We start from the raw sequence: 21416 nt of genomic DNA, 5'->3' as shown, positions 1-21416 counted from the left end.
TGCCGACTTGTGGTCGATACGCAGGACAAAACCGGGTGGATCACCAGAAAGGTAATAAAAGTGCATGCCGATTTAACCTTTATCTTAGGCGGCGCTGCATCCGGAAAATCTGCTTTTGCGGAGCAACTTGCTGTTTCAACTGGGAAAAGTCGCGTTTACCTTGCGACATCACAAGTGTTTGATGACGAGATGCGCCTAAAAATCAGGCAACATATTGCACAACGCGGCAGCGGGTGGACGACGATCGAAGCGCCATTTGATCTATTGCCGGAACTCGCCAAGCTGACAAATGATCAGATTTGCCTGATCGATTGTGCAACCATGTGGCTGACAAATCACCTGCTGGCAGAGAATAACCTAGAGGAAGCACAGGCCGGACTGCTTGAGGCGATGAAGACCTGTGCCGCCCAGATCGTCGTGGTATCAAACGAAGTCGGCCACGGGATCGTCCCCGACAACGCCTTGTCCCGTCGATTCCGCGAGGCGCAGGGACGGCTGAACATCGCTCTGGCTGCGCAGGCAGATCGGGTGGTGCAGGTTACGGCCGGGCTGCCGCTGGTTCTCAAAGGGCAACCCCTATGACGCGCCTGCATTTGGTACGGCACGGCCCCACCCATGCTAAAACTATGGTAGGCTGGTCCGACCTTCCTGCCGACTTGAGTGATGAGGCCGCGATTGCACGGCTTGATGCGCATCTGCCTTCCAATGCCGTCGTAATCTCATCAGACTTGTCACGCGCCAGCGATACGGCCAGCGCCATTCAAGGCACGCGCCTCCGCCTTCCGCACAACCGCGATCTGCGCGAAATCAATTTCGGCAACTGGGAGATGCGCCCCTTCGCCGAGATCGAGGCGGAAGACCCCGAGCTTTGCTTTGCCTACTGGGATAATCCGGGCGAGGTCAGGCCTCCAAACGGGGAAAGCTGGAATGAGGTCCGCGCGCGTGTCGATAGGGTCGTCGACACCCTGATCGCGGCCCATACCGGATGTGACCTAGTCCTGGTCGCCCATTTCGGAGTGATCCTGACTCAGGTCCAACGCGCTCTGGACGTGGACGCCCAACACGCGTTTGGTCACCGCATCGATAACCTGTCCGTCACCGAGATCACGCGCCATAACGATGGTTGGACTGTAGGTCGGATTAATCACCGACCGTGATAAGGGTGCGCACAAATCTCTGATTTACCGACGCGTCTCTGTCCGACATCGTTGCCGCATGACATATGAGCTCTTTATCGGTGACCGGTTATTTTCCAGCTGGTCCATGCGCGGATGGCTGATGCTTGAGAAATTCGGCCTGCCATACCGCACCCACATGATTGGCCTTTATTCCGGCACCATGGCGGCGGATATAGAACCACTGGCCCCGGCGCGCCTTGTTCCTGCGCTGCGTCTTCCAGACGGAACCGTGGTCGGCGAAAGCCTCGCGATGGCAGAGACATTGGCAGAACGCCATCCCGAAGCAGGGCTTTGGCCGTCAGACCCCTCCGCCCGCGCCACAGCCCGGTGGCTTTGTGCTGAAATGGTTGCCGGTTTCACAGCGCTGCGGGGGCAATGCCCCATGCAGTTGAAACATTGCTGGGAAGGGTTCAAACCTTCACCTGAAACGATAACTGATTTGCAGCGGATTGAAACCCTCTGGGCCCATGCACGGAAGGTCTCTGGCGCCGCGTCGGGCTCGCTGTTTGGTGCCTATTCTCTGGCTGATGTTTTCTACACGCCGGTCGCTGCGCGAATTATTGGCTACGGACTGCCCGTCTCCGAAGACAATCGCGCATACTGCATGCACCTGCTCTCGGATATCGCAGTTCGACAATGGCGCGCCATGGGCATGACGATCGCGTATGAGCCCTTCCCGTACCCGCAAGACCTTCCCGCACACAGCTGGCCAATTGGTGGGGATTCAGAGGCATTGGCAGTCAGCACAGGCCCCTCGGTCAACACAGCCTGCCCCTATTCCGGCAAGCCTGTACAAGAATATCTGGAACTCGATGGCAAGATTTGGGGCTTTTGTAATCCGTTTTGCCGAGACAAGACCATTGCCGACCCTGAGGCGTGGCCGAAATTTACGGCGATGGTTGCTGACGTTAACGATTCTTAAACTGCAGCCATGGCAGCAACGTCCTGTTAACCAAGAACAGGATTGCCATGGTCGCCCGCGCCCACACTGTTGCCTTTCAAGGAGTCGATGCCCGCCCGGTCGAGGTGCAATGCGCCGTCTCACCGGGCCTTCCGGCCTTTTCCATCGTGGGATTGCCTGACAAGGCAGTCTCCGAAGCACGGGACCGGGTACGCAGCGCGCTAAGTTCGATGGCGATCGCGCTGCCGTCGAAACGGATCACGATTAACCTTTCGCCTGCCGATCTGCCCAAAGAGGGCAGCCATTTCGACCTGCCTATCGCCGTCGCTTTGTTGACTGCGTTGGAAATCATCCCAGCGGATGCTGCCGAGGGCGCTGTCGCGTTGGGCGAGTTGTCTTTGGATGGTTCTCTGGTACCCGTCGTCGGCGCGCTGCCCGCTGCCATGACAGCAGCCGCCGATGATCGCAGCTTGCTTTGTCCCAGCGCCTCGAGCGCCGAAGCCGCGTGGGTGGATGCCACGCAGGTGATCGGAGCGGGCTCGTTGGGGGATGTAGTAAGGCACTTTACCGGTCAGTCTGCGCTGCCCGCTGCGACACCGGGCGAAGTGAAACTATCACCCAACGCACGGGACCTGCGGGACGTGAAGGGGCAAGAGCGCGCCAAACGCGCCTTGGAAATCGCCGCAGCCGGGCGGCATCATTTGATCATGATCGGGACACCGGGTTCCGGCAAATCCATGCTGGCGGCGCGTCTGCCGAGTATTTTGCCGCCTCTGAGCCCGGTCGAAGCTTTAGAGACATCGATGATCCAGTCGCTTTGCGGCTTACTGGACGAAGGTGGCATCAGCCGCGCCAGACCGTTTCGCGAGCCGCACCATACCGCTTCGATGGCCGCGATCGTGGGCGGTGGCAAAGGCGCGAAACCCGGTGAGATTTCACTGGCGCATAACGGCGTCCTGTTCATGGACGAGTTTCCCGAATTTCCGCGCACAGTTTTAGAAACCCTGCGCCAACCTATTGAAACCGGCAAGGTAATGGTCGCCCGCGCCAACGCCCATGTGAAATACCCATGCCGCTTTATGCTGGTAGCCGCCGCGAACCCGTGCAAATGCGGATACCTGACGGACCCGTCCCGCGCCTGTTCACGCGCACCGGTCTGTGGCGAGGATTACTTGGGGCGTATCTCAGGGCCGTTGGTGGACCGGTTCGATCTGCGCATCGAAGTCCCTCCGGTCGGATTTACCGATCTCGACCTGCCGCCTACCGGCGACAGCTCTGCGACCGTCGCAGAGCGGGTCGAAGCGGCGCGCGCCATACAAGCAGATCGCTTTCGCGACACGCCAAATACCCGTCAAAACGCAGATGTCGAAGGCAATGTGCTGGAAGAAATCGCCGCCCCTGATGCCCAGGGCAAAGAACTATTACTGAAAGCCGCGGAACGCTTTGGCCTGTCGGCCCGCGCCTTTCACCGCATCCTACGCGTGGCCCGCACCATTGCCGACCTCGAAGGTGAGCCGGATGTGCGCCGCCCCCATGTCGCAGAGGCGCTGAGCTTTCGCATCAGCGCCAAAGCAGGAGCTTAAAGTTTCGCCTCAATCGCTTGCCAGATTTTCTCGGCGATGTTCACGCCATTGAAGCGCTCAAGCTCCTGAATACCAGTGGGTGAGGTCACGTTGATCTCGGTCAGGTAGTCGCCAATTACATCGATCCCCACAAAGATCTGACCACGTTCCTTCAATAACGGTCCAATCGCAGCGCAGATTTCCATATCTCGCTCGGACAGGCCGATTTTCTCGGGGCGCCCGCCCACATGCATGTTCGAGCGGGTCTCGCCCTCAGCCGGAACGCGGTTGATGGCGCCCACCGGCTCACCATCGACTAGTATGACCCGCTTGTCGCCATTGCGCACGTCCGGCAGGAATTTCTGCGCAATCAATGGCTCACGAGAAAAGCCGGTGAACAGCTCATGTAGCGATGTCAGGTTGCGGTCATTCGCATCAAGACGGAACACGCCAGCACCTCCGTTGCCGTAAAGCGGCTTGAGGATGATATCGCCATGCTTTTCCTTGAACGCCTTGATGGTTCGCAAATCCCGCGCAATCGTGGTGGGCGGAGTCAGTTCAGGGAAATCCAGAACCAGCAGCTTTTCGGGATAGTTTCGCACCCAAAACGGATCGTTAACCACCAGGGCCTGCCCCTTTAGCCGGTCAAGCAAATGGGTCGAGGTGATGTAGTGCATGTCAAACGGGGGGTCTTGGCGCAGCCAGACGACATCAAATTCAGCAAGGTCCACTTCACGCTCAGGGCCCAACACTGCCGGGTTGCCAGCGACTCGTTGCACCGTCATGTCATGGCCGCGCGCCGTGGTCTTGCCTTCCTGGTAAGCCAGTTGATCCGGGCCATAAAAAAACAGCTGGTGGCCGCGCACCTGAGCCTCTTCTGCCAGACGGAAAGAGCTGTCGGCGTTGATATCCACGGCCCCGATTGGGTCCATCTGAAAGGCGATCTTCATGGTGTATCCCTCAATTCCACGCTCGATACATGGCGCAGAGGCTTGACGGGTTCAATGGGGGTCAGTCCAAACCAAAGGCGTTTTCGATGATTTGAACAGTTCCAGTGTCATCAACCAGTGCCGCATCAAACCGAGTATTCGTCAGCTGACCAGCAGGCTCCTGTTCAAGAAACTGGGCAGCGGATGCGCAAATTCGATCCATCTGTCGGCGACTAATCCGAGCGGCTGCACGGTCAAAACTACGGCTTTTCTTAACCTCAATGAAGACCAACCCATCTGCGTTGCGCGCGATCAGATCTATTTCACCGCCAGCACCGCGCCACCTGCGTCTTGCGATTGAATAACCCCGGCGCACGTATTCGGCGGCCACGCAAAGTTCGGCGGATTGTCCAGCGTGATAAGATACAGAACCCCGAACGGATCTCTGTGCCATATCATCCCTTTCCCAGCTTCAGAGCCATCTGATAGATCGGGCGGCGCGGCAGGCTGAACATCTCTGACACCAAATCTGCCGCATCACGCACCGAATGCGTTTGCAAAGCTTTTATCAATGCCTCTTCTACGTCAGAGTCCTTAACAGATTGCGAATGGGCGCGATCCACAAGCAGAACCACCTCGCCCTTTACCGATGCGCCCTCGTACTCTGTTGCCAGATCAGCGAGCGTCCCTCGGCGAGTTTCTTCAAACTTTTTGGTGAGTTCACGGCACAGGGCCGCCTGTCGGTCTCCACCCAAAATATCCGCGAGATCAGAGAGGCAGGCAGCCACGCGCTTCGGCGATTCATAGAAGACAAGCGTTCCGGGGACGCTGCGCAGGGATTCGATTCGTGAACGCCGTGCGCCAGAGGCATTGGGCAAGAACCCGGCAAAGAAAAATGCATCCGTGGGAAGCCCCGCCAATGTCAGCGCCGTCAAAACAGCAGACGGTCCCGGAGCACATGTCACGTTGTGCCCAGCCTCAGCCGCCTGACGGCCCAAATCATAGCCGGGATCGGCGATCAGCGGCATTCCCGCCTCGGACGCGTAAGCCACCGATTGCCCTTGTTCCAGCGCCTCAAGTATTTTGCCCCGCGCGCCCGCGCCGCTGTGATCGTGATAGGCCAATATACGGCGCCCTTCGAGCGGCACGCCATGGATTTCCATCAAACGTCGCAAGCTGCGTGTATCTTCGGCAGCAATCATGTCCGCCGAGGCCAAAACATCGAGCGCCCTGAGCGTAATATCGCGTGCCGTCCCGATTGGGGTGGCAATAAAGTACAGCCCAGCGGCCAATCTGATCTTTTGGAAATTCAAAGCTGGACCCTCACAGCGTGACGTTTATTATCGCGGTTCAATAGACCAAGGTGCCCTCAGACGCCGGATCAGGGAGTTTTCTTTTAGATGTTTACCGTTTGCAAGCCCGCACGCAAACTGGCGAAATCCGCCATAGTACTGGCCACGGCCGCTTTTCTGGCCGCCTGTGAAGTCGGCGGCATCAGCGGAGGCCCCTCGATCGACACCTCTGACCCGGTTCCGGTGGCCCTGTTGGTCCCAAGCGGATCACCTCAGTCTGGCGATGCGGCCCTTGCCCGTAGTCTTGAGAACGCAGCGCGGCTGGCTATAGCGGATTTGCCGAACGTCAAGATTGATCTGCGCGTCTACGACACGGCCGGCAATGCCGGAACGGCCTCGGCGGTTGCACAGCAAGCTGTAGCGGACGGGGCCAAGATCATTCTTGGGCCAGTGTACGCACAAGCCGCAAACGCGGCAGGACTTGCGGTGCTAAACAACAATGTGAACGTGCTGTCCTTCTCGAACAACACCAGCATTGCGGGCGGCAATGTCTATGTGCTTGGCCCCACTTTCCAGAACACGGCCAACAGGCTGGTGAACTACGCCGGACAGCAGGGTAAAAACAGTACTGTCATTGTGCACAGCAATGACTCAGCGGGCCAGCTAGGCCAGTCTGCCATCGCTGCCGCGCTCAGCAACAGCCGCGTCAACAATGCGGGCACAGTTGGATATGACCGGTCTCAGCAGGGCGTGATCGATTCTGTTTCGGCGATTAAAGCAACGGTCGATTCGACCGGCGCAGATTCGATTTTCCTGACCGCGACAACCGCAGGCGCGCTGCCGCTTTACAGCCAGTTGTTGCCCGAGGCTGGTGTGTCTCCTGCGACAACTCAGTATATCGGCCTGACACGTTGGGATATTCCAGCCCAAACGCTGGAATTGCCTGGCGTACAAGGTGGCTGGTTCGCACTTCCCGATCCGGCAAAGGCACAGGCGTATCGCCAGCGTTACAACAACACCTACGGTGAGGCACCACACCCGATCAGCGGGCTTGCCTATGACGGAATCGCTGCGATCGGAGCCTTGGTTAGCCAGGGCAAATCGAACGCGTTGACAGGTGCAGCATTAACCCAGAACGCCGGTTTTCAGGGTGTCGGCGGTATTTTCCGCCTGCGGCCGAACGGTACGAACGAACGCGGTCTGGCTGTTGCCACGATCCAGAACAAACAGGTGGTTGTGATTGACCCTGCCCCACAAAGCTTCTCTGGCGCCGGATTCTAATCGACCGGCGCAGGGCTCTGCGCCCGATGTCAATCTGATCTGCGCGGCTGACGAGATTTTTAACAACGCCGAGGTCAATGCCAACCTGTCCGCCGCTGTTGAAAACAGTTCGGACAACGCAGCCTTGCGCGCCGAGACGGTGCGCATACTGCGAGAGGCGCAAAAGACAGGCCGCAAGGCGATTGCGGACGCCTTTGCCGAGCGCCCATTTGATGCACTGCCGCTGACGCATTCCTATACCTATCTGACGGACCAGATGGTCGGCACAGCGATGCGCATCGCCAGCGAGCATCTGCATCCGCTGGCAAATCCCACGCAAGGCGAGAAAATCGCCGTGCTGGCAGTGGGAGGTTATGGCCGGGGTGAGATGGCCCCGTCATCCGATGTAGATCTGCTTTTTCTGACGCCGTACAAAATCACCGCCTGGGCCGAGAGCGTGATCGAATCCATGCTCTATATTCTCTGGGATCTGCGGCTGAAGGTCGGTCACTCTTCACGCACGATCAAAGATTGCCTGCGTCTGGGGGCCGATGACTTCACCATCCGTACCGCCATGCTGGAACAACGGTATCTCGTCGGGGATCAGCCCCTTGCGCAAGAACTTGAAGCGCGCCTGAAGACCGATCTTTTCAAAGGCACCGAGCGGGAATTTATCGAAGCCAAGCTGAAAGAGCGCGATGAGCGGCACCTGAAGCAGGGTGAACGCTATATGGTCGAACCCAATGTCAAAGAGGGCAAGGGCGGCTTGCGCGACCTGCAATCGCTCTACTGGATCGCAAAATATATCTATGGCGTAACGGATGTGGCCGAATTGGTCCCTATGGGCCTCTTTACGCCCGAAGAGTTTGACGAGTTCGCGCAAGCCGAAGAATTCCTCTGGGCCGTCAGGTCTCATTTGCATCTGGTGACGGGCCGCGCGACGGAACAACTGACCTTCGATCTGCAGGTCGAGGTGGCCGATCGTATGGGATATCAAGACCGCGCCGGTCGGCGCGCCGTCGAGGTGTTCATGCAACGCTATTTCCGCGAAGCCACCCGTGTGGGCGAATTGACACGGATTTTCCTGACCAAACTGGAAGCCTCGCACATGAAGGGCGCGGCCTTGCTGGAACGTATTTTCCGCCGTCGCCCCCGCGTCAAGGCCGGTTACCGCGTGGTCCATGGCCGTCTGGATATCGCGGACCCTGACACGTTCCTGTCAGACAAGGTCAACCTGTTACGGTTGTTCGAAGAGGGTTTGCGCACGGGTATGCTGATCCATCCCGACGCAATGCGGTTGGTAACGGCCAACCTGAACCTGATCGACGATGAGATGCGCAACGACAAAGAGGCGCGGCGCATCTTTCTTGATCTAATGCTGAAACACGGCAACCCCGAACGTGCCCTGCGACGCATGAACGAGTTGGGGGTTCTGTCAGCCTTTTTGCCCGAGTTTGAGCACATCGTGGCGATGATGCAGTTCAATATGTATCACAGCTATACGGTGGACGAGCATACGATCCAGTGCATCGTCAATTTGGCGCAGATCGAGCGAGGAGAGTTAATCGAGGAACTGCCCTTGGCGTCATCCATCCTGGAGGGTGGTGTTAGCCGAAAGGTTCTATACGTGGCTCTGTTGCTGCACGACATCGGCAAAGGACGCCCCGAAGATCATTCAATTCTGGGTGCGCAAATCGCGCGCAAAGTGGCGCCACGATTAGGGCTGAGCAAGGCGGATTCGGAAACCGTCGAATGGCTTGTACGCTATCACTTGCTGATGTCCGATATGGCGCAAAAACGCGACATCTCAGACCCGCGCACAATCCGCGATTTCGCGAAAGCTGTTGCAACCGTCAAACGGCTGGACTTGCTGACGGTGCTGACAGTCTGTGACATCCGCGGTGTCGGACCAACGACCTGGAACAACTGGAAGGCTACATTGCTGCGCGCTTTGCATGCTGACACCAAACACGCACTGGAATCCGGGATGGAGGCGCTTAACCGAGCCAATCGTGGAGATGGGGCGAAAAAGCGGTTGCGGGCCGAATTGGAAAACTGGTCCAAATCTGACCTGAAAACCGAAACCGGGCGGCATTATGATCCGTATTGGCAGGGACTGAACCTTTCGACACATGTCGAATTCGCGGAAATGTTGAAATCGCTGGAGGACAGCGGCGATCCGGGTGCCGTAGAAATCCGACTGCATCCGGATGAGGATCGCGACGCCACCCGCGCGTGCTTTGCCATGGGTGATCATCCGGGTATTTTTTCTCGCATAGCGGGGGCACTTGCCCTTGTAGGAGCCAACGTGGTTGATGCCCGCAGCTATACGACGAAAGACGGATATGTAACTGATGCGTTCTGGGTTCAGGACGCCGAGGGCCATCCCTTCGAGGCTACGCGCCTGCCTCGGCTGACCCAGATGATTCACAAGACACTCAGGGGTGAGGTTGTCGCACGGGACGCATTGAAATCCCGCGACAAGATCAAGAAGCGCGAACGCGCCTTCAACGTCCCGACCCATATCACCTTCGACAACGAAGGTTCAGAGATTTACACGATCATCGAAGTCGACACCCGCGACCGGCCCGGACTGCTATATGATTTGACGCGCACGATGGCAGCCGCCAATGTCTATATCGCGAACGCAGTGATCGCCACCTATGGCGAACAGGTGGTCGACACGTTCTATGTCAAGGATATGTTCGGCCTGAAATACCACTCTGAGGCCAAGCAACGCGGGTTGGAAGCCAAGCTGCGCGCGGCCATCACCGAAGGTGCCGAGCGGGCCGCATCATGAAGCCGATCCGCCTGATTTCGGGCTTTTTCACCGTTGGGTTCTGGACCTTGGCAAGCCGCATTCTGGGCTTTTTGCGGGAAATCCTGCTGACCGCTTATATCGGGCCCGGACCGGTGATGGACGCTTTCGTCGCAGCCTTCCGACTACCCAATATGTTCCGCCGCTTCTTTGCCGAGGGCGCATTCAACGCAGCCTTTGTTCCAATGTTTTCAAAACGCCTTGAAGGCGGTGAAGACGCCGAAGGTTTCGCACAGGATGCGTTTAACCTGTTGGCGGTGGCGGTGTTGGCGCTAGTCGGTCTGGCGATGGTCTTCATGCCCGCGTTGGTTTGGATAACCGCCGAAGGATTCTATGGCGATGAACGCTTCGATCTGGCGGTGGATTATGGTTACGTCGTGTTCCCCTACATCCTGTTTATGTCCCTCGCTGCGCTGTTTTCCGGAGTATTGAACGCAACCGGACGCTTCGCCGCTGCAGCCGCCGCTCCTGTGCTGCTGAACATATTCGCCTGCTCCGCGTTAATCTTTGGCGCGATATCTGGTGGAGAAATCATACGCTGGCTCATCGCGGTCATCCCAGTCGCAGGCATCGCGCAATTGGCGCTTGTCTGGATTGCGACTGAACGCGCCGGAATTCGCATTCGGCTCGGTCGGCCAAAGCTCAGCCCGGAAATGCGCCGCATGGTGCGGATCGCGGTTCCTGCGGCGTTGGCCATGGGCGTAACGCAAGTCAATCTTGTAGTCGGACAGCTTGTGGCATCAAAAACCGAAAAGGCAGTCAGTTGGCTGTTTGCCGCAGATCGTTTGTATCAACTGCCGCTCGGAGTGGTTGGCATTGCCGTCGGCATCGTGCTGTTACCCGACCTGTCGCGCCGCCTGCGCGCAGACGACAAAGATGGAGCACGCAACGCCTTTTCAAGAGCCGGAGAGTTTACTCTGCTGCTGACCTTGCCTTCGACAGTTGCCTTTATGATCATCCCCGGCCCGTTGGTCTCGGTCCTGTTCCAACGCGGCCAGTTCAGCGCCGAAGATACAGCGGCGACCGCCTTGGCCGTGGCCATCTATGGTATCGGGCTGCCCGCATTCATGCTGCAAAAGCTGCTGCAACCGTTGTTCTTCGCCCGCGAAGATACCAAATCACCGTTTCGATACGCAGTGGTTGCGATGGTGGTGAATGCCGGACTTGCCTTTGGGCTTTATCCCATTGTCGGGTGGATTGCGCCCGCAATCGCAGCGTCGACTGCTGGCTGGGCCATGGTTGCGCTGCTTGCAATCGGCGCGCGCAGAATGGGCGACGAAGCCCGATTTGATGACCGGTTCAAACAGCGGATCTGGCGGGTCGTGGCGGCATCGGCTGGCATGGGGGTGGTGTTGTTTACGGCCATTAACCTCTTCGGCTGGACGTTCGGCGTACCAGGCTGGCGTTACCTTGCGCTGATCGTGCTCATTGTAACTGCGGCGGTGGCCTACTTCCTTTTGGGGCACCTCTTGGGGGCCTTCAGGATTTCGGAATTCCGAACAGCGCTGCGCCGTAGCTAAAGCGCATCAATCCCGCCGGGTTTTGCTAAGGATACGCGCCCATCCACCCGGAGCCAGAAAGAAAGACAAACCAAACCCGGTGGCAAAACCGCCCAGATCGGCGACCCAATCCGAGGTCCCACCGAAGATCAGACCGAACAGCAACTGAATGCCCATAAGAACCGCGATCAGGCTGAATGCGCGCGATTGGTTTTCACCCACCAGAGAAAGCTTGCGCCATAGCAACCACGTGAACGCACCGATTAGCCCGTAGACCGGAGGAAACCCACCAACCAATGGATATGGCGGGTTCAACAGCACCGCATAGGCCAACGCTCCGCCGACACCGGACAAGACGAATATGATCAGCATGGCGACGCTGCCAAAGACCTCAGCCACCATCTTCCCCATCGCCAGAACAAACACGCAGACAAACACAGCTTGTGTGAAATTGGCCTGAACAAAGGGATATGTGACAAAGCGGATCACATGTTCGAACGGCCAGCGCCCGTTCTGGACCATCCAATCGAATATATCGGGCGAAAAGGTATATTGCTGCAACGCATCCAAGCGCCAACCAACAGCAGTCGGCCCTCCGACCAAGCCCCTGCTGCCAAGCAAGAAGATCAGTTCAATCCCGATGATGAACAGAACCAGCGCCACCACGACCGGCGGCAGAGGGTTCACGGGCGGTGTATAATGCTCACTGCTCATTGGGCTGGCCTTTCGCGGCTGTTGACGTCCCTTGGCCTCATGGGTAAGCGACGGGGGCTGATTTTTCCAGACAGGAGTTTCCTTCGATGACCGAGACCCAATTCACGCCGCGCGTGTTTTCCGGCATCCAGCCTTCAGGAAACCTGCACTTGGGTAATTACCTGGGTGCACTTAAACGTTTCGTGGATATGCAGGGGCCGGAATACGAGACCGTCTACTGCATGGTCGACCTCCACGCGATTACTGTCTGGCAAGATCCGGATCGTCTGCGTGAAAAGACCCGCGAAGTTTGCGCGGGGTTCATTGCCGCTGGTCTGGATCCCGAGAAATCCATCCTGTTCAATCAGAGCCAGGTGCCCGAGCACACACAGCTGGCATGGATCTTCAACTGCATCGCCCGTATCGGCTGGATGCAGCGAATGACACAGTTCAAGGACAAGGCCGGTAAGAATGCGCAGAATGCTTCGCTGGGTCTGTTCGCCTATCCTGCCCTGATGGCGGCAGACATTCTGGTCTATCACGCGACCCATGTGCCTGTTGGTGAAGACCAGAAGCAACATCTGGAACTGACGCGCGACATCGCAATCAAGTTCAACCATGACTATGGCGTCGATTTCTTTCCGGTAACCGAACCGGTCATCGGTGGGCCTGCGCCCCGTGTGATGAACCTGCGTGACGGGTCCCGGAAGATGTCGTCGTCAGACCCGTCTGATATGACGCGGATCAACATGACCGATGATGCCGACGCCATCGCCAAGAAGATCCGTAAAGCCAAGACCGATCCGGACGCTTTGCCATCGGAGGTCGATGGCCTTGAAGACCGTCCCGAGGCGCGCAATCTGGTGAATATCTATGCCGCGCTTAGCGACCAGACGGCCGCACAAGTGCTGGCTGAGGTCGGCGGGAAGCAATTCGGTGAGTTCAAGCCATTGTTGGCAGAACTTGCGGTCTCGAAACTCTCGCCCATTTCAACCGAAATGGCGCGCCTGATGGGCGAAGAGGCCGAGATTGATCAGATTCTCGCCCGAGGTGCTGAACGGGCACGTGCAATCGCGGCCCCGATTCTGCAGCAGACCTACGAGATTGTAGGGATGGTCGGTGCGGGCAAGTCCTGACCACGCGATCGCAATCCAAAAAGAACGCCGCCCTTTCTCGGGCGGCGTTTTTCGTTCCGTCGGCTCTTATGCCGCCTGCAGGCTCAGCATCTCGTGCACGATGGATTCCGCAACTTCGTGCGGGCTGACCGCTTCGGCTTTGGCCCGTGTCAGGATGCGATCCATCGTCTGCTCCAGCGCCTGCAACCTACCGGCGACCCAAGCTTCACGCTCTGCGACACGGAGGATTTCCGTCGCCACATTCACGATACCACCGCCATTGGCGACGAAGTCAGGGGCGTAAAGAATGCCACGCTCGTGGAGCAACTGCGCGTCCCGATCGCTGGACAACTGATTATTTGCCCCTCCGGCCACAGCGCCGACTTTCAGTAATGGAATACTCGTTTCGTTCAGGATGCCGCCGATCGCACAAGGCGCAAAGATATCCGCTTCAACGCCGTAGATCGCATCGGGTGCAACGACCCGTGCCGCAAACCGTTCGGCCACGCGGGCCGCTTGCCGGGTGTCGATGTCAGTTACGATTAACTGCGCACCAGAATCGTGCAACAACTGGCACAAATGCTCGCCTACATGGCCAAGACCCTGAACCGATACCGTCAGGCCTTTAAGGCCAGAAAGCCTGAACCGGTGCTGCGCTGTCACCCGGATAGCATTGAATATCCCGCGCGCCGTTATCGGAGACGGATCACCGCTGGCGAACTCACCTTCCGCCAGCCCAGCCACAAATTCGGTTTCAGACCCGATATGCGCCATATCTGCAGGCGTCATACCCATATCTTCTGCCGTCCAGTACAGACCGTTCAAACCTTGAATCACGCGCCCAAAGGCCTGCAAAAGTTCAGGTGATTTATCCTCATGAGGATCCCCGATAATGACAGCCTTGCCTCCCCCGAGCGGCAGATCTGCCGCGGCGTTCTTGAACGTCATGCCCCTTGCCAGTCGCAAAGCATCGTCCAGGGCCTCGGCTGGGTGGCCATAAGGGCGCATGCGCACACCGCCCGCAGCGGGGCCACGTTGCGTTGAGTGGATCGCGATGTAGCCCAATAGACCAAGTGAGTTATCTTTGAATTCGACCACGCGCTCGTGCTCTGGCGCGTCTACGATGGTGATGTCCATTCTTCTCCTCCGGAATGCTTCCGAGAGTTTGCCACCTATCGTCGAGTGATTTTCACCCTTTTGTCACTATATTAGGGAAATTTTTGGTGCTAACATCTAAAATTGAAAACTTTTGTGGAGTTTTTCGCCATGGATGATATCGATTCCAAGATAGTCCGCGCCCTTCAAAACGATGGCCGTATGACTGTCATTGATTTGGCGGAGCATGTCGGGCTGTCCCCGACACCCTGCGCACGGCGTTTGGATCGGCTGCAGCGGGACGGGATTATCACCGGCTACGCCGCACAGGTCGACCCCGAGCGGCTTGGATTCGGCGTCACAATCTTTGTGTCTGTAGAGTTGGAGAAACAGGATCGCAACGCCATCGATTCCTTCGAAAAGGCCATTCGTCGCTGCGACGAGGTGATGGAATGCTACCTCATGACCGGATCACGCGACATTCTGCTGCGCGTGGTTGCCAAAGACCTCAATGCGTTTGATGCATTTCTGGAAAACCGGCTTATGAAAATTTCGGGCATTCGAAACCTACGATCAAACTTCGCTTTGCGCACAATGGTCAAACGCGAAGCGCTGCCCCAGCATCACGGATAATCTGCTGGACCTTGCGTCAGCCCCAACCTAGGTTTCCCCGAAGCTTGAGGGAGGGCGCAATGGCAGTCGGCAAAAACATCCGCACCTATTTCAACGGCCAATGGCATGACGGGGACGCACCGATCATGCGCGCTGCTGACCATGGCGCATGGCTGGGCTCATCGGTGTTTGACGGTGCCCGGTACTTTGATGGAATGACCCCGGATCTGGATGCCCATTGTGCCCGCGTGAACCGTTCAGCCGAGGCGCTGATGCTGACACCTTCTGTAACAACCGAACAGATGGTCGATCTGGTTTACGAAGGGTTACAGAGTTACGCACCAGACACCGCCGTTTACATTCGCCCCATGTATTGGGGCATCGACGGGGATCACACCGCCATCGTCCCTCAGGAAAACAGCACTGGCTTTGCCATCTGTCTTGAAGAAATCCCAATGGCACCCGAAACCGCCTCGGCGACGCTGACAACCACTCGGTTCCGCCGTCCTGTCCTGGAATCCGCTGTGGTCAATGCAAAGGCAGGGTGCCTGTATCCGAACAATGCCCGGATGTTGCAGGAGGCACGCAGCAAGGGCTTTTCGAACGCCCTTGTGGCCGACGCGATGGGGCATGTGGCCGAGACTGCGACCGCAAATATCTTCATGGCGCGCGATGGTGAGGTTTTTACTCCAATCCCCAATGGGACATTCTTGGCCGGGATTACACGCGCGCGGCATATTAAAAACCTGCGCGCCGACGGGGTAACCGTGCATGAAACCGTGCTGAGTTTCGATGACTTTCACGACGCGGACGAAGTGTTCATGAGCGGTAACATGAGCAAAGTGACGCCAATCACCGCGCTGGATGACACCCAGTATCAGGTGGGCCCAATCGCCCGTCGCACACGCGAGATGTACTGGGATTGGGCTGCAAGCAATTGCTGATCTGCTCCTTTTCTGTTTCAGTTGCCACTGCTTACCCTGTGGGGCATGATCCCGAAAACAAACGAGGACAAACATGCGCAAGTTCCTAGTCGTTCTGGACGACAGCCGTGAATGCCTGAACGCCATGCGCTTTGCCGCTATGCGTGCGGCACATACTGGCGGCGGGGTTACGGTTCTTTCGGTAATTCCACCGGACGAATTCAACCACTGGATCGGTGTTGCCGAGGTGATGCGCGAAGAAGCGCGTGAACGTATTCACGCCCATTTCGAGGTGTTCGCCAAATGGATGCGCGACAAACAGGGTGTCGAGCCCGAATTGGCAATCCGTGAAGGCGATCCGGTGGCCGAAATCATTGAACATGTCCAATCCGATGCCGAGATCGGCGTATTGGTTCTGGGTGCAGGTACCGACAAAAAAGGCCCCGGACCGTTGGTGACGCAACTGACCCGGAACTCTGGAAGCTTGCCCATTCCTATTACCATCGTGCCCGGCGATCTGAGCAAAGAGAAGCTGGAAGCCATCACCTGAGGTGAATTTATGTCCGCGAAGCTGCAGTTCTGGTTCGACTTCGCATCGACCTATTCTTATCTCAGCGCGATGCGTATCCAGCAGGCGGCTTCGGAATATGGAGTTGCCATAGAATGGCACCCATTCCTTCTGGGGCCGATCTTTGCTGAACAGGGATGGAACAACTCGCCGTTCAACCTCTACCCGGCAAAAGGTCGGTACATGTGGCGAGACATGGAACGGCTTTGCGCCGCGCGCGATTTACCATTTCGGCGGCCCGAGCCATTTCCGCAAAACAGCTTGAAAGCAGCAAGGCTAGCGCTGGCGATCGAACCAGCTGATCAACGGGCAGCCTTTGTACGCACTGTCTATTCTGCGCAGTTTGGTTCCGGTCGTGATATATCGAATCCGGCGGTTCTGGTTGAGTGCCTTACCAAATCTGGCGTTTCGACTGATCTGATGGATCGGATAAGCGACCCCGCGATCAAGGCTGCCTTGTTCGAGCAAGTTACTCAGGCCAAGGCTAAACACATCTTTGGTGCGCCGAGTTTCGTTATTGGGGACGAGCTATTCTGGGGTGATGATCGTCTGGATGATGCGATTTCTTACGCCGCCGCAATTTAGAACGGTTCCAAATCTTGACTTCCCCCGCACGGACGCGCATATCAGGTGCATCTTAGACGGAGCCGCGCCATGTTCATTCAAACCGAATCCACACCCAACCCGGCCACACTAAAATTCCTACCCGGCCAGACGGTTCTGGAAGCAGGCACCGCTGATTTTCCAAGCGCCGACGCTGCAGAAAAATCACCGCTCGCCAAACGCATTTTCGGTGTAAACGGCGTAACAGGCGTGTTCTTCGGCAACGATTTTGTCACGGTAACCAAATCTGATGACGTGCAGTGGGATCACATCAAGCCCGCAATTCTCGGCGCTGTGATGGAGCATTACCAGTCCGGCCAACCGGTTATGGGCGCAGGCGCAGAGACCGCCTCGGGCCACGCTGAACACACCGGTGAAGATGCAGAGATTGTCAACCAGATCAAAGATCTGCTGGATAGCCGCGTGCGTCCTGCTGTGGCTCAGGACGGCGGTGACATCACCTTCCACGGCTTCGACCGCGGCGTTGTTTATCTGCACATGCAGGGAGCCTGCGCGGGCTGTCCGTCCTCGACCCTAACGCTGAAAATGGGGATCGAGAACCTGTTGCGTCACTACATCCCCGAAGTGACCGAGGTTCGCCCTGTTGCCGTCTGAACCGACGATTTTGGCATTCGATACATCGGCCGCGCATTGCGCGGCCGCTTTGCTGCGAGAGGGCAAGATTATCGCATCGCACGCCGAGGCGATGACTCGTGGGCAGGCGGAACGGTTGATACCCTTGCTTGAAGAAATCCTGACCCGGAACAATTGCACATGGCGGCACCTTGATACGATCGCCGTCGGAATCGGCCCCGGGAATTTCACCGGCATCCGAATCTCGGTATCCGCAGCGCGCGGGTTGGCGCTTGGGCTTGGTGTGCCGGCGGTCGGGGTGTCGGGGTTTGATGCAGTTGCGGAAATTGCGCCCGACGGGCATCTCCCGGCGATAGCTGCACCGCGCGATCAGGTTTATGTGCAGCCTAAGGGGCGCGCGCCTTACCTAACCTCACGTCATGCCGCTGACGATATTGGTCCCTTGTATTTCTGCGAGGACCCAGAACAGCAGGCCCGTGCGATCGCCCAGGTGGCTGCTGGTCGTTGGACGACAGTTCAAGCGCCACCTGCTCCGCTTTATGTCCGCCCTGCAGATGCAGCCCCTTCCAGCGATGTACCACCGGTGCTTTTGGACGAATGACACCACAGGACATGGCAGAAACCCACGCCGCAGCCTTCACACAGTCACGTCCGTGGAGCGCTGAAGAATTCAGCAATCTGATCGCCAATCGCTTTACCCATGTTGTTGGCGACAAACGGTCTTTTGCCGTCATTCAAGTGATCGGTGAAGAGGCCGAGCTGCTCACGATCGCGACACGTCCAGACTACCAAAGACGCGGGCTGGCGCGGCGCATCATGGCAGACTGGCACGCCAAGGCACGAGAACTCGGTGCAATCCGTGCATTTCTGGACGTTGCCTCAGATAACCATTCGGCGATCTCTCTGTACCAAACCTGCGGATACACGCCATGCGGCAATCGCGCAGCCTATTATCATCGCAAAAGTGGCCCAAACGCCGATGCGATCGTCATGGAACGCCCCTTGAGCGAAAAATATTCGCTTTTTTAGACCATATGGTCAAAAATGTGTTGACCGAAGCTGTTGCAAACAGCTTCAATTCCCGCCATCACAACAGGTATGCTCGCTCTGAGTGGGTACCGGGCGATTAAGCCCCGGACCGATAACAGCCAACGGGAGTAACAAATGACATTTATGAAATCCTTGATGGGCGCAGCCGCTGCGGTTGCACTAACAGCAGGTGCTGCTATGGCAGAACCGGCCCTTATCTTTGATCTGGGTGGCAAGTTCGACAAATCGTTCAACGAAGCCGCGCATAATGGCGCTCAGCGTTGGGCGGAACAGACCGGCAAAAGCTATCGCGAGATCGAGCTTCAGTCGGAAGCGCAACGCGAACAGGCGCTTCGCCGCTTTGCCGAAGCAGGCGCAAACCCGATTATCACAATGGGCTTCGCCATGGCCGATCCATTGGCTGCAGTGGCAGGTGACTATCCGGATACCAAATTCGTTGCGGTCGACGTGACCTGGCTGGAAGCCCCGAACATTCGCCAGATAGGATTTGCCGAACATGAAGGATCATACCTGGTCGGCATGATGGCGGCGATGGCGTCCCAATCCGGCACGGTGGGCTTTATCGGTGGTATGGATATCCCTCTGATCCGCCACTTTGGTTGTGGTTATGCACAAGGCGCGAAGTCCGTGAACCCGGACATCAACGTTGTTGCCAATATGACAGGCACCACCCCTGCAGCATGGAACGACCCGGTGAAGGGCTCGGAGTTGACCAAAGCACAGATCAGCCAGGGTGCTGACGTGATTTACGCCGCTGCGGGCGGTACCGGTGTTGGCGTTCTGCAAACCGCAGCCGACGAAGGCATCCTGTCAATCGGTGTCGATAGCAACCAGAACCACCTGCACCCGGGCAAGGTCCTGACCTCGATGCTCAAGCGTGTGGACGTTGCTGTATATGACGCCATGAAAGCTGGCGAAGACGTCCAGACCGGTGTTTACACCATGGGTCTTGCACAAGATGGCGTTGGCGTTGCGATGGATGAAAACAACGCGGAACTGGTGAGCGAAGAAATGAGCTCGGCCATTGAAAGTGCCCGTCGCGACATCATCGATGGCAACGTAAGCGTTGTCAGCTACTACGAGAACGACAGCTGCCCTGCACTGCAGTTCTGATGTAACTGGGGGCGGGGGCCATGGCCTCCGCCCTGCACCACTCTGCCGCATGCGGCCCTTTCGGCAACCCAAGGACAAGATATGACCGTCCCCGCCATTGAACTCAAAGGGATTTCCAAAGCCTTTGGGCCGGTTCAGGCTAATAAAGATATTTCCATCAGCGTCGCCCGCGGAGCGATCCACGGGATCATCGGTGAAAACGGAGCGGGCAAATCCACGCTGATGAGCATCCTCTACGGATTTTACAAAGCCGACAAAGGCGAAATCTGGATCAACGGCACCAAGACCGACATCCCTGACAGCCAGGCGGCGATCGCCTCGGGCATCGGGATGGTGTTTCAGCATTTCAAACTTGTCGAGAATTTCACCGTTCTGGAAAACATCGTTCTGGGTGCGGAAGACGGTGGGCTGTTAGCTCCGTCGCTGGCGAAAGCCCGGAAAGAGCTGAAAGACCTAGAAGAAGAATACGAACTTTTCGTCGACCCTGACAAACGCATCGATGAGATCGGTGTGGGCATGCAGCAGCGGGTTGAGATTCTCAAGGCGCTCTACCGCAAGGCCGAAATTCTGATTCTGGACGAACCCACGGGCGTTCTTACCCCTGCCGAGGCGGACCAGCTGTTTCGCATTCTCGACCGGCTGCGGTCCGAGGGTAAAACAATCATCGTGATCACGCACAAGCTGCGCGAAATCATGGAGAACACCGATACGGTTTCGGTTATGCGCCGCGGTGAGATGACCGCCACCGTCAAAACAGCTGACACCAATCCGCAGGCACTGGCCGAATTGATGGTTGGCCGCAAGGTCTTGCTACAGGTTGATAAGGTGCCTGCACAGCCGGGCAAACCGGTTCTGGAAATCGAAAACCTCAGCGTCACCGATTCGGCCGGTGTCGAGCGTGTCAAAGGCATCGACCTAACCGTTCGTGCGGGTGAAATCGTTGGCATCGCGGGCGTTGCTGGCAACGGGCAGTCCGAACTGCTTGAAGTTTTGGGCGGTATGCGACCCGGGGTAGGCTCGATCAAACTGAACGGCGAACCTCTGGCGTTGCACGGCCCCGGATCGGACGGGCAAGCGCGACGCGCCCGACATATCGCTCATGTCCCCGAGGATCGGCAGCGCGAAGGTCTGATCATGGATTTTCACGCGTGGGAGAACGTGGCTTTCGGCTACCACCGCGACCCTGCTTACAAACGCGGGCTGTTCATGGACAACGCCGCCCTGCGTGCCGACACCGAAGCCAAGATCGAGAAGTTCGACGTACGCCCGCCCAATGGCTGGCTGACGGCAAAAAGCTTCTCGGGCGGCAATCAACAGAAAATCGTCGTTGCACGAGAAATCGAGCGCAATCCCGATCTGCTGCTGGTGGGCCAGCCCACACGCGGCGTGGATATCGGTGCCATCGAGTTCATTCACAAACAGATCGTCGCCTTGAGGGATCAGGGCAAAGCAATCTTGCTGGTCTCGGTCGAGCTGGAAGAGATCTTCTCACTCTCGGACCGGATCGCGGTTATGTTTGACGGACATATCATGGGCGAGCGTCTGCCCGCCGAGACGGATGAAAAAGAACTGGGCCTGCTGATGGCCGGTGTTGCAGGAGAGGCCGCCTGA

At 57.5% G+C, this 21416-nt stretch carries 22 protein-coding genes; 17 read left to right on the top strand and 5 right to left on the bottom strand.

Annotated elements, in window-relative coordinates; genetic code table 11:
- Positions 1-60: 60 nt before the first annotated feature.
- From cobU to ACR0AH_RS14565, 4 genes are read left to right on the top strand one after another with little or no spacing between them, the layout of a single operon-like run.
- Positions 61-582 (top strand): bifunctional adenosylcobinamide kinase/adenosylcobinamide-phosphate guanylyltransferase, encoded by a 522-nt coding sequence (gene cobU, locus ACR0AH_RS14580; protein ID WP_170514161.1) that lies wholly within the window; start codon positions 61-63, stop codon positions 580-582.
- Positions 579-1157 carry a histidine phosphatase family protein gene (locus ACR0AH_RS14575; protein WP_480592482.1) on the top strand — a complete coding sequence of 193 codons (579 nt, stop codon included), beginning with the start codon at positions 579-581 and terminating at the stop codon, positions 1155-1157. The genes cobU and ACR0AH_RS14575 overlap by 4 nt, the downstream gene beginning before the upstream one ends.
- A 58-nt stretch (positions 1158-1215) precedes the next feature.
- Positions 1216-2100 carry a glutathione S-transferase N-terminal domain-containing protein gene (locus ACR0AH_RS14570; RefSeq protein ID WP_480592480.1) on the top strand — a complete coding sequence of 295 codons (885 nt, stop codon included), beginning with the start codon at positions 1216-1218 and terminating at the stop codon, positions 2098-2100.
- A 47-nt stretch (positions 2101-2147) separates the two neighbouring features.
- A complete protein-coding gene (locus ACR0AH_RS14565) occupies positions 2148-3662 on the top strand; it encodes a YifB family Mg chelatase-like AAA ATPase (protein WP_170733597.1) in 1515 nt (504 codons plus the stop codon).
- On the opposite strand, the gene gshB is transcribed toward ACR0AH_RS14565, so the two are convergent.
- The 3 genes from gshB to rsmI form a co-directional block, all read right to left on the bottom strand.
- Entirely contained in the window at positions 3659-4591 is a 933-nt protein-coding gene (gene gshB / locus ACR0AH_RS14560; RefSeq protein WP_170733596.1) for a glutathione synthase, read from the bottom strand. The two genes, ACR0AH_RS14565 and gshB, sit on opposite strands and share 4 nt — an antisense overlap.
- A 61-nt stretch (positions 4592-4652) precedes the next feature.
- Entirely contained in the window at positions 4653-5024 is a 372-nt protein-coding gene (locus tag ACR0AH_RS14555) for a YraN family protein (RefSeq protein WP_170395869.1), read from the bottom strand.
- 1 nt (position 5025) lies between these two features.
- Positions 5026-5883, bottom strand: a complete 858-nt coding sequence (gene rsmI, locus ACR0AH_RS14550) for a 16S rRNA (cytidine(1402)-2'-O)-methyltransferase (protein ID WP_170626156.1) — start codon at positions 5881-5883, stop codon at positions 5026-5028.
- 87 nt (positions 5884-5970) lie between these two features.
- Between rsmI and ACR0AH_RS14545 the strand changes: the two genes are divergently transcribed.
- The 3 genes from ACR0AH_RS14545 to murJ are packed head-to-tail and all read left to right on the top strand — an operon-like array spanning position 5971 to position 11460.
- Entirely contained in the window at positions 5971-7143 is a 1173-nt protein-coding gene (locus ACR0AH_RS14545; protein ID WP_170395865.1) for a penicillin-binding protein activator, read from the top strand.
- Positions 7103-9922, top strand: a complete 2820-nt coding sequence (locus tag ACR0AH_RS14540) for a [protein-PII] uridylyltransferase (protein WP_170408311.1) — start codon at positions 7103-7105, stop codon at positions 9920-9922. The genes ACR0AH_RS14545 and ACR0AH_RS14540 overlap by 41 nt, the downstream gene beginning before the upstream one ends.
- Positions 9919-11460 (top strand): murein biosynthesis integral membrane protein MurJ, encoded by a 1542-nt coding sequence (murJ, locus tag ACR0AH_RS14535; protein WP_170802379.1) that lies wholly within the window; start codon positions 9919-9921, stop codon positions 11458-11460. The genes ACR0AH_RS14540 and murJ overlap by 4 nt, the downstream gene beginning before the upstream one ends.
- 6 nt (positions 11461-11466) lie before the next feature.
- Here the strand turns inward: murJ and ACR0AH_RS14530 are convergent, their stop codons facing one another.
- A complete protein-coding gene (locus tag ACR0AH_RS14530) occupies positions 11467-12153 on the bottom strand; it encodes a rhomboid family intramembrane serine protease (protein WP_170423757.1) in 687 nt (228 codons plus the stop codon).
- 86 nt (positions 12154-12239) lie between these two features.
- On the opposite strand from ACR0AH_RS14530, the gene trpS reads away from it, so the two are divergent.
- Positions 12240-13268 (top strand): tryptophan--tRNA ligase, encoded by a 1029-nt coding sequence (trpS, locus tag ACR0AH_RS14525; RefSeq protein WP_170408313.1) that lies wholly within the window; start codon positions 12240-12242, stop codon positions 13266-13268.
- A gap of 66 nt (positions 13269-13334) precedes the next feature.
- Here trpS and ACR0AH_RS14520 read toward each other — a convergent pair whose 3' ends face one another.
- Positions 13335-14384 (bottom strand): Glu/Leu/Phe/Val dehydrogenase dimerization domain-containing protein, encoded by a 1050-nt coding sequence (locus ACR0AH_RS14520; RefSeq protein WP_170395855.1) that lies wholly within the window; start codon positions 14382-14384, stop codon positions 13335-13337.
- Positions 14385-14513: 129 nt separating this feature from the next.
- Here ACR0AH_RS14520 and ACR0AH_RS14515 point away from each other — a divergent pair, with 129 nt between their 5' ends.
- The 9 genes from ACR0AH_RS14515 (at position 14514) to ACR0AH_RS14475 (ending at position 21416) form a co-directional block, all read left to right on the top strand.
- Complete coding sequence (locus ACR0AH_RS14515; RefSeq protein ID WP_170408315.1) at positions 14514-14975, top strand: Lrp/AsnC family transcriptional regulator; 462 nt, start codon at positions 14514-14516, stop codon at positions 14973-14975.
- Positions 14976-15034: 59 nt separating this feature from the next.
- Entirely contained in the window at positions 15035-15898 is an 864-nt protein-coding gene (locus ACR0AH_RS14510; protein ID WP_170408316.1) for a branched-chain amino acid aminotransferase, read from the top strand.
- 73 nt (positions 15899-15971) lie between these two features.
- Positions 15972-16427 carry a universal stress protein gene (locus ACR0AH_RS14505; protein ID WP_170733589.1) on the top strand — a complete coding sequence of 152 codons (456 nt, stop codon included), beginning with the start codon at positions 15972-15974 and terminating at the stop codon, positions 16425-16427.
- A gap of 9 nt (positions 16428-16436) precedes the next feature.
- Positions 16437-17030, top strand: a complete 594-nt coding sequence (locus ACR0AH_RS14500; protein WP_170776382.1) for a 2-hydroxychromene-2-carboxylate isomerase — start codon at positions 16437-16439, stop codon at positions 17028-17030.
- Between the two features lie 69 nt (positions 17031-17099).
- Positions 17100-17663: a NifU family protein gene (locus ACR0AH_RS14495; protein ID WP_170395847.1), complete on the top strand. Its 564-nt coding sequence runs from the start codon at positions 17100-17102 to the stop codon at positions 17661-17663.
- On the top strand, positions 17653-18243 hold the full coding sequence (gene tsaB, locus ACR0AH_RS14490) for a tRNA (adenosine(37)-N6)-threonylcarbamoyltransferase complex dimerization subunit type 1 TsaB (protein WP_480592476.1): 591 nt from the start codon (positions 17653-17655) through the stop codon (positions 18241-18243). Before ACR0AH_RS14495 ends, tsaB begins: the two co-directional genes overlap by 11 nt.
- The gene (locus ACR0AH_RS14485; RefSeq protein ID WP_480592474.1) at positions 18240-18671 is read left to right on the top strand and encodes a GNAT family N-acetyltransferase; all 432 of its coding nucleotides are present in this window, start codon (positions 18240-18242) and stop codon (positions 18669-18671) included. The genes tsaB and ACR0AH_RS14485 overlap by 4 nt, the downstream gene beginning before the upstream one ends.
- A gap of 135 nt (positions 18672-18806) precedes the next feature.
- Positions 18807-19805, top strand: coding sequence for a BMP family lipoprotein (locus ACR0AH_RS14480; RefSeq protein WP_170395841.1), 999 nt, complete (start codon positions 18807-18809; stop codon positions 19803-19805).
- Between the two features lie 81 nt (positions 19806-19886).
- Positions 19887-21416 (top strand): ABC transporter ATP-binding protein, encoded by a 1530-nt coding sequence (locus ACR0AH_RS14475; protein WP_170395839.1) that lies wholly within the window; start codon positions 19887-19889, stop codon positions 21414-21416.

This window comes from Ruegeria sp. AM5, assembly GCF_056540645.1.
Note: the sequence above shows the minus strand (reverse complement) of the source record. Positions and strands in the feature narration are given on the sequence as shown.

Excerpts from the sequence above, each read along its gene's own strand:
- ACR0AH_RS14555 (WP_170395869.1), bottom strand. The coding sequence starts at position 5,024 with ATGGCACAGAGATCCGTTCGGGGTTCTGTATCTTATCACGCTGGACAA.
- murJ (WP_170802379.1), top strand. The coding sequence starts at position 9,919 with ATGAAGCCGATCCGCCTGATTTCGGGCTTTTTCACCGTTGGGTTCTGG.
- ACR0AH_RS14570 (WP_480592480.1), top strand. The coding sequence starts at position 1,216 with ATGACATATGAGCTCTTTATCGGTGACCGGTTATTTTCCAGCTGGTCC.
- gshB (WP_170733596.1), bottom strand. The coding sequence starts at position 4,591 with ATGAAGATCGCCTTTCAGATGGACCCAATCGGGGCCGTGGATATCAAC.
- ACR0AH_RS14515 (WP_170408315.1), top strand. The coding sequence starts at position 14,514 with ATGGATGATATCGATTCCAAGATAGTCCGCGCCCTTCAAAACGATGGC.
- trpS (WP_170408313.1), top strand. The coding sequence starts at position 12,240 with ATGACCGAGACCCAATTCACGCCGCGCGTGTTTTCCGGCATCCAGCCT.
- ACR0AH_RS14510 (WP_170408316.1), top strand. The coding sequence starts at position 15,035 with ATGGCAGTCGGCAAAAACATCCGCACCTATTTCAACGGCCAATGGCAT.
- ACR0AH_RS14475 (WP_170395839.1), top strand. The coding sequence starts at position 19,887 with ATGACCGTCCCCGCCATTGAACTCAAAGGGATTTCCAAAGCCTTTGGG.
- ACR0AH_RS14545 (WP_170395865.1), top strand. The coding sequence starts at position 5,971 with ATGTTTACCGTTTGCAAGCCCGCACGCAAACTGGCGAAATCCGCCATA.
- ACR0AH_RS14575 (WP_480592482.1), top strand. The coding sequence starts at position 579 with ATGACGCGCCTGCATTTGGTACGGCACGGCCCCACCCATGCTAAAACT.
- ACR0AH_RS14520 (WP_170395855.1), bottom strand. The coding sequence starts at position 14,384 with ATGGACATCACCATCGTAGACGCGCCAGAGCACGAGCGCGTGGTCGAA.
- ACR0AH_RS14530 (WP_170423757.1), bottom strand. The coding sequence starts at position 12,153 with ATGAGCAGTGAGCATTATACACCGCCCGTGAACCCTCTGCCGCCGGTC.
- ACR0AH_RS14500 (WP_170776382.1), top strand. The coding sequence starts at position 16,437 with ATGTCCGCGAAGCTGCAGTTCTGGTTCGACTTCGCATCGACCTATTCT.
- ACR0AH_RS14485 (WP_480592474.1), top strand. The coding sequence starts at position 18,240 with ATGACACCACAGGACATGGCAGAAACCCACGCCGCAGCCTTCACACAG.
- ACR0AH_RS14480 (WP_170395841.1), top strand. The coding sequence starts at position 18,807 with ATGACATTTATGAAATCCTTGATGGGCGCAGCCGCTGCGGTTGCACTA.
- ACR0AH_RS14495 (WP_170395847.1), top strand. The coding sequence starts at position 17,100 with ATGTTCATTCAAACCGAATCCACACCCAACCCGGCCACACTAAAATTC.
- ACR0AH_RS14505 (WP_170733589.1), top strand. The coding sequence starts at position 15,972 with ATGCGCAAGTTCCTAGTCGTTCTGGACGACAGCCGTGAATGCCTGAAC.
- ACR0AH_RS14565 (WP_170733597.1), top strand. The coding sequence starts at position 2,148 with ATGGTCGCCCGCGCCCACACTGTTGCCTTTCAAGGAGTCGATGCCCGC.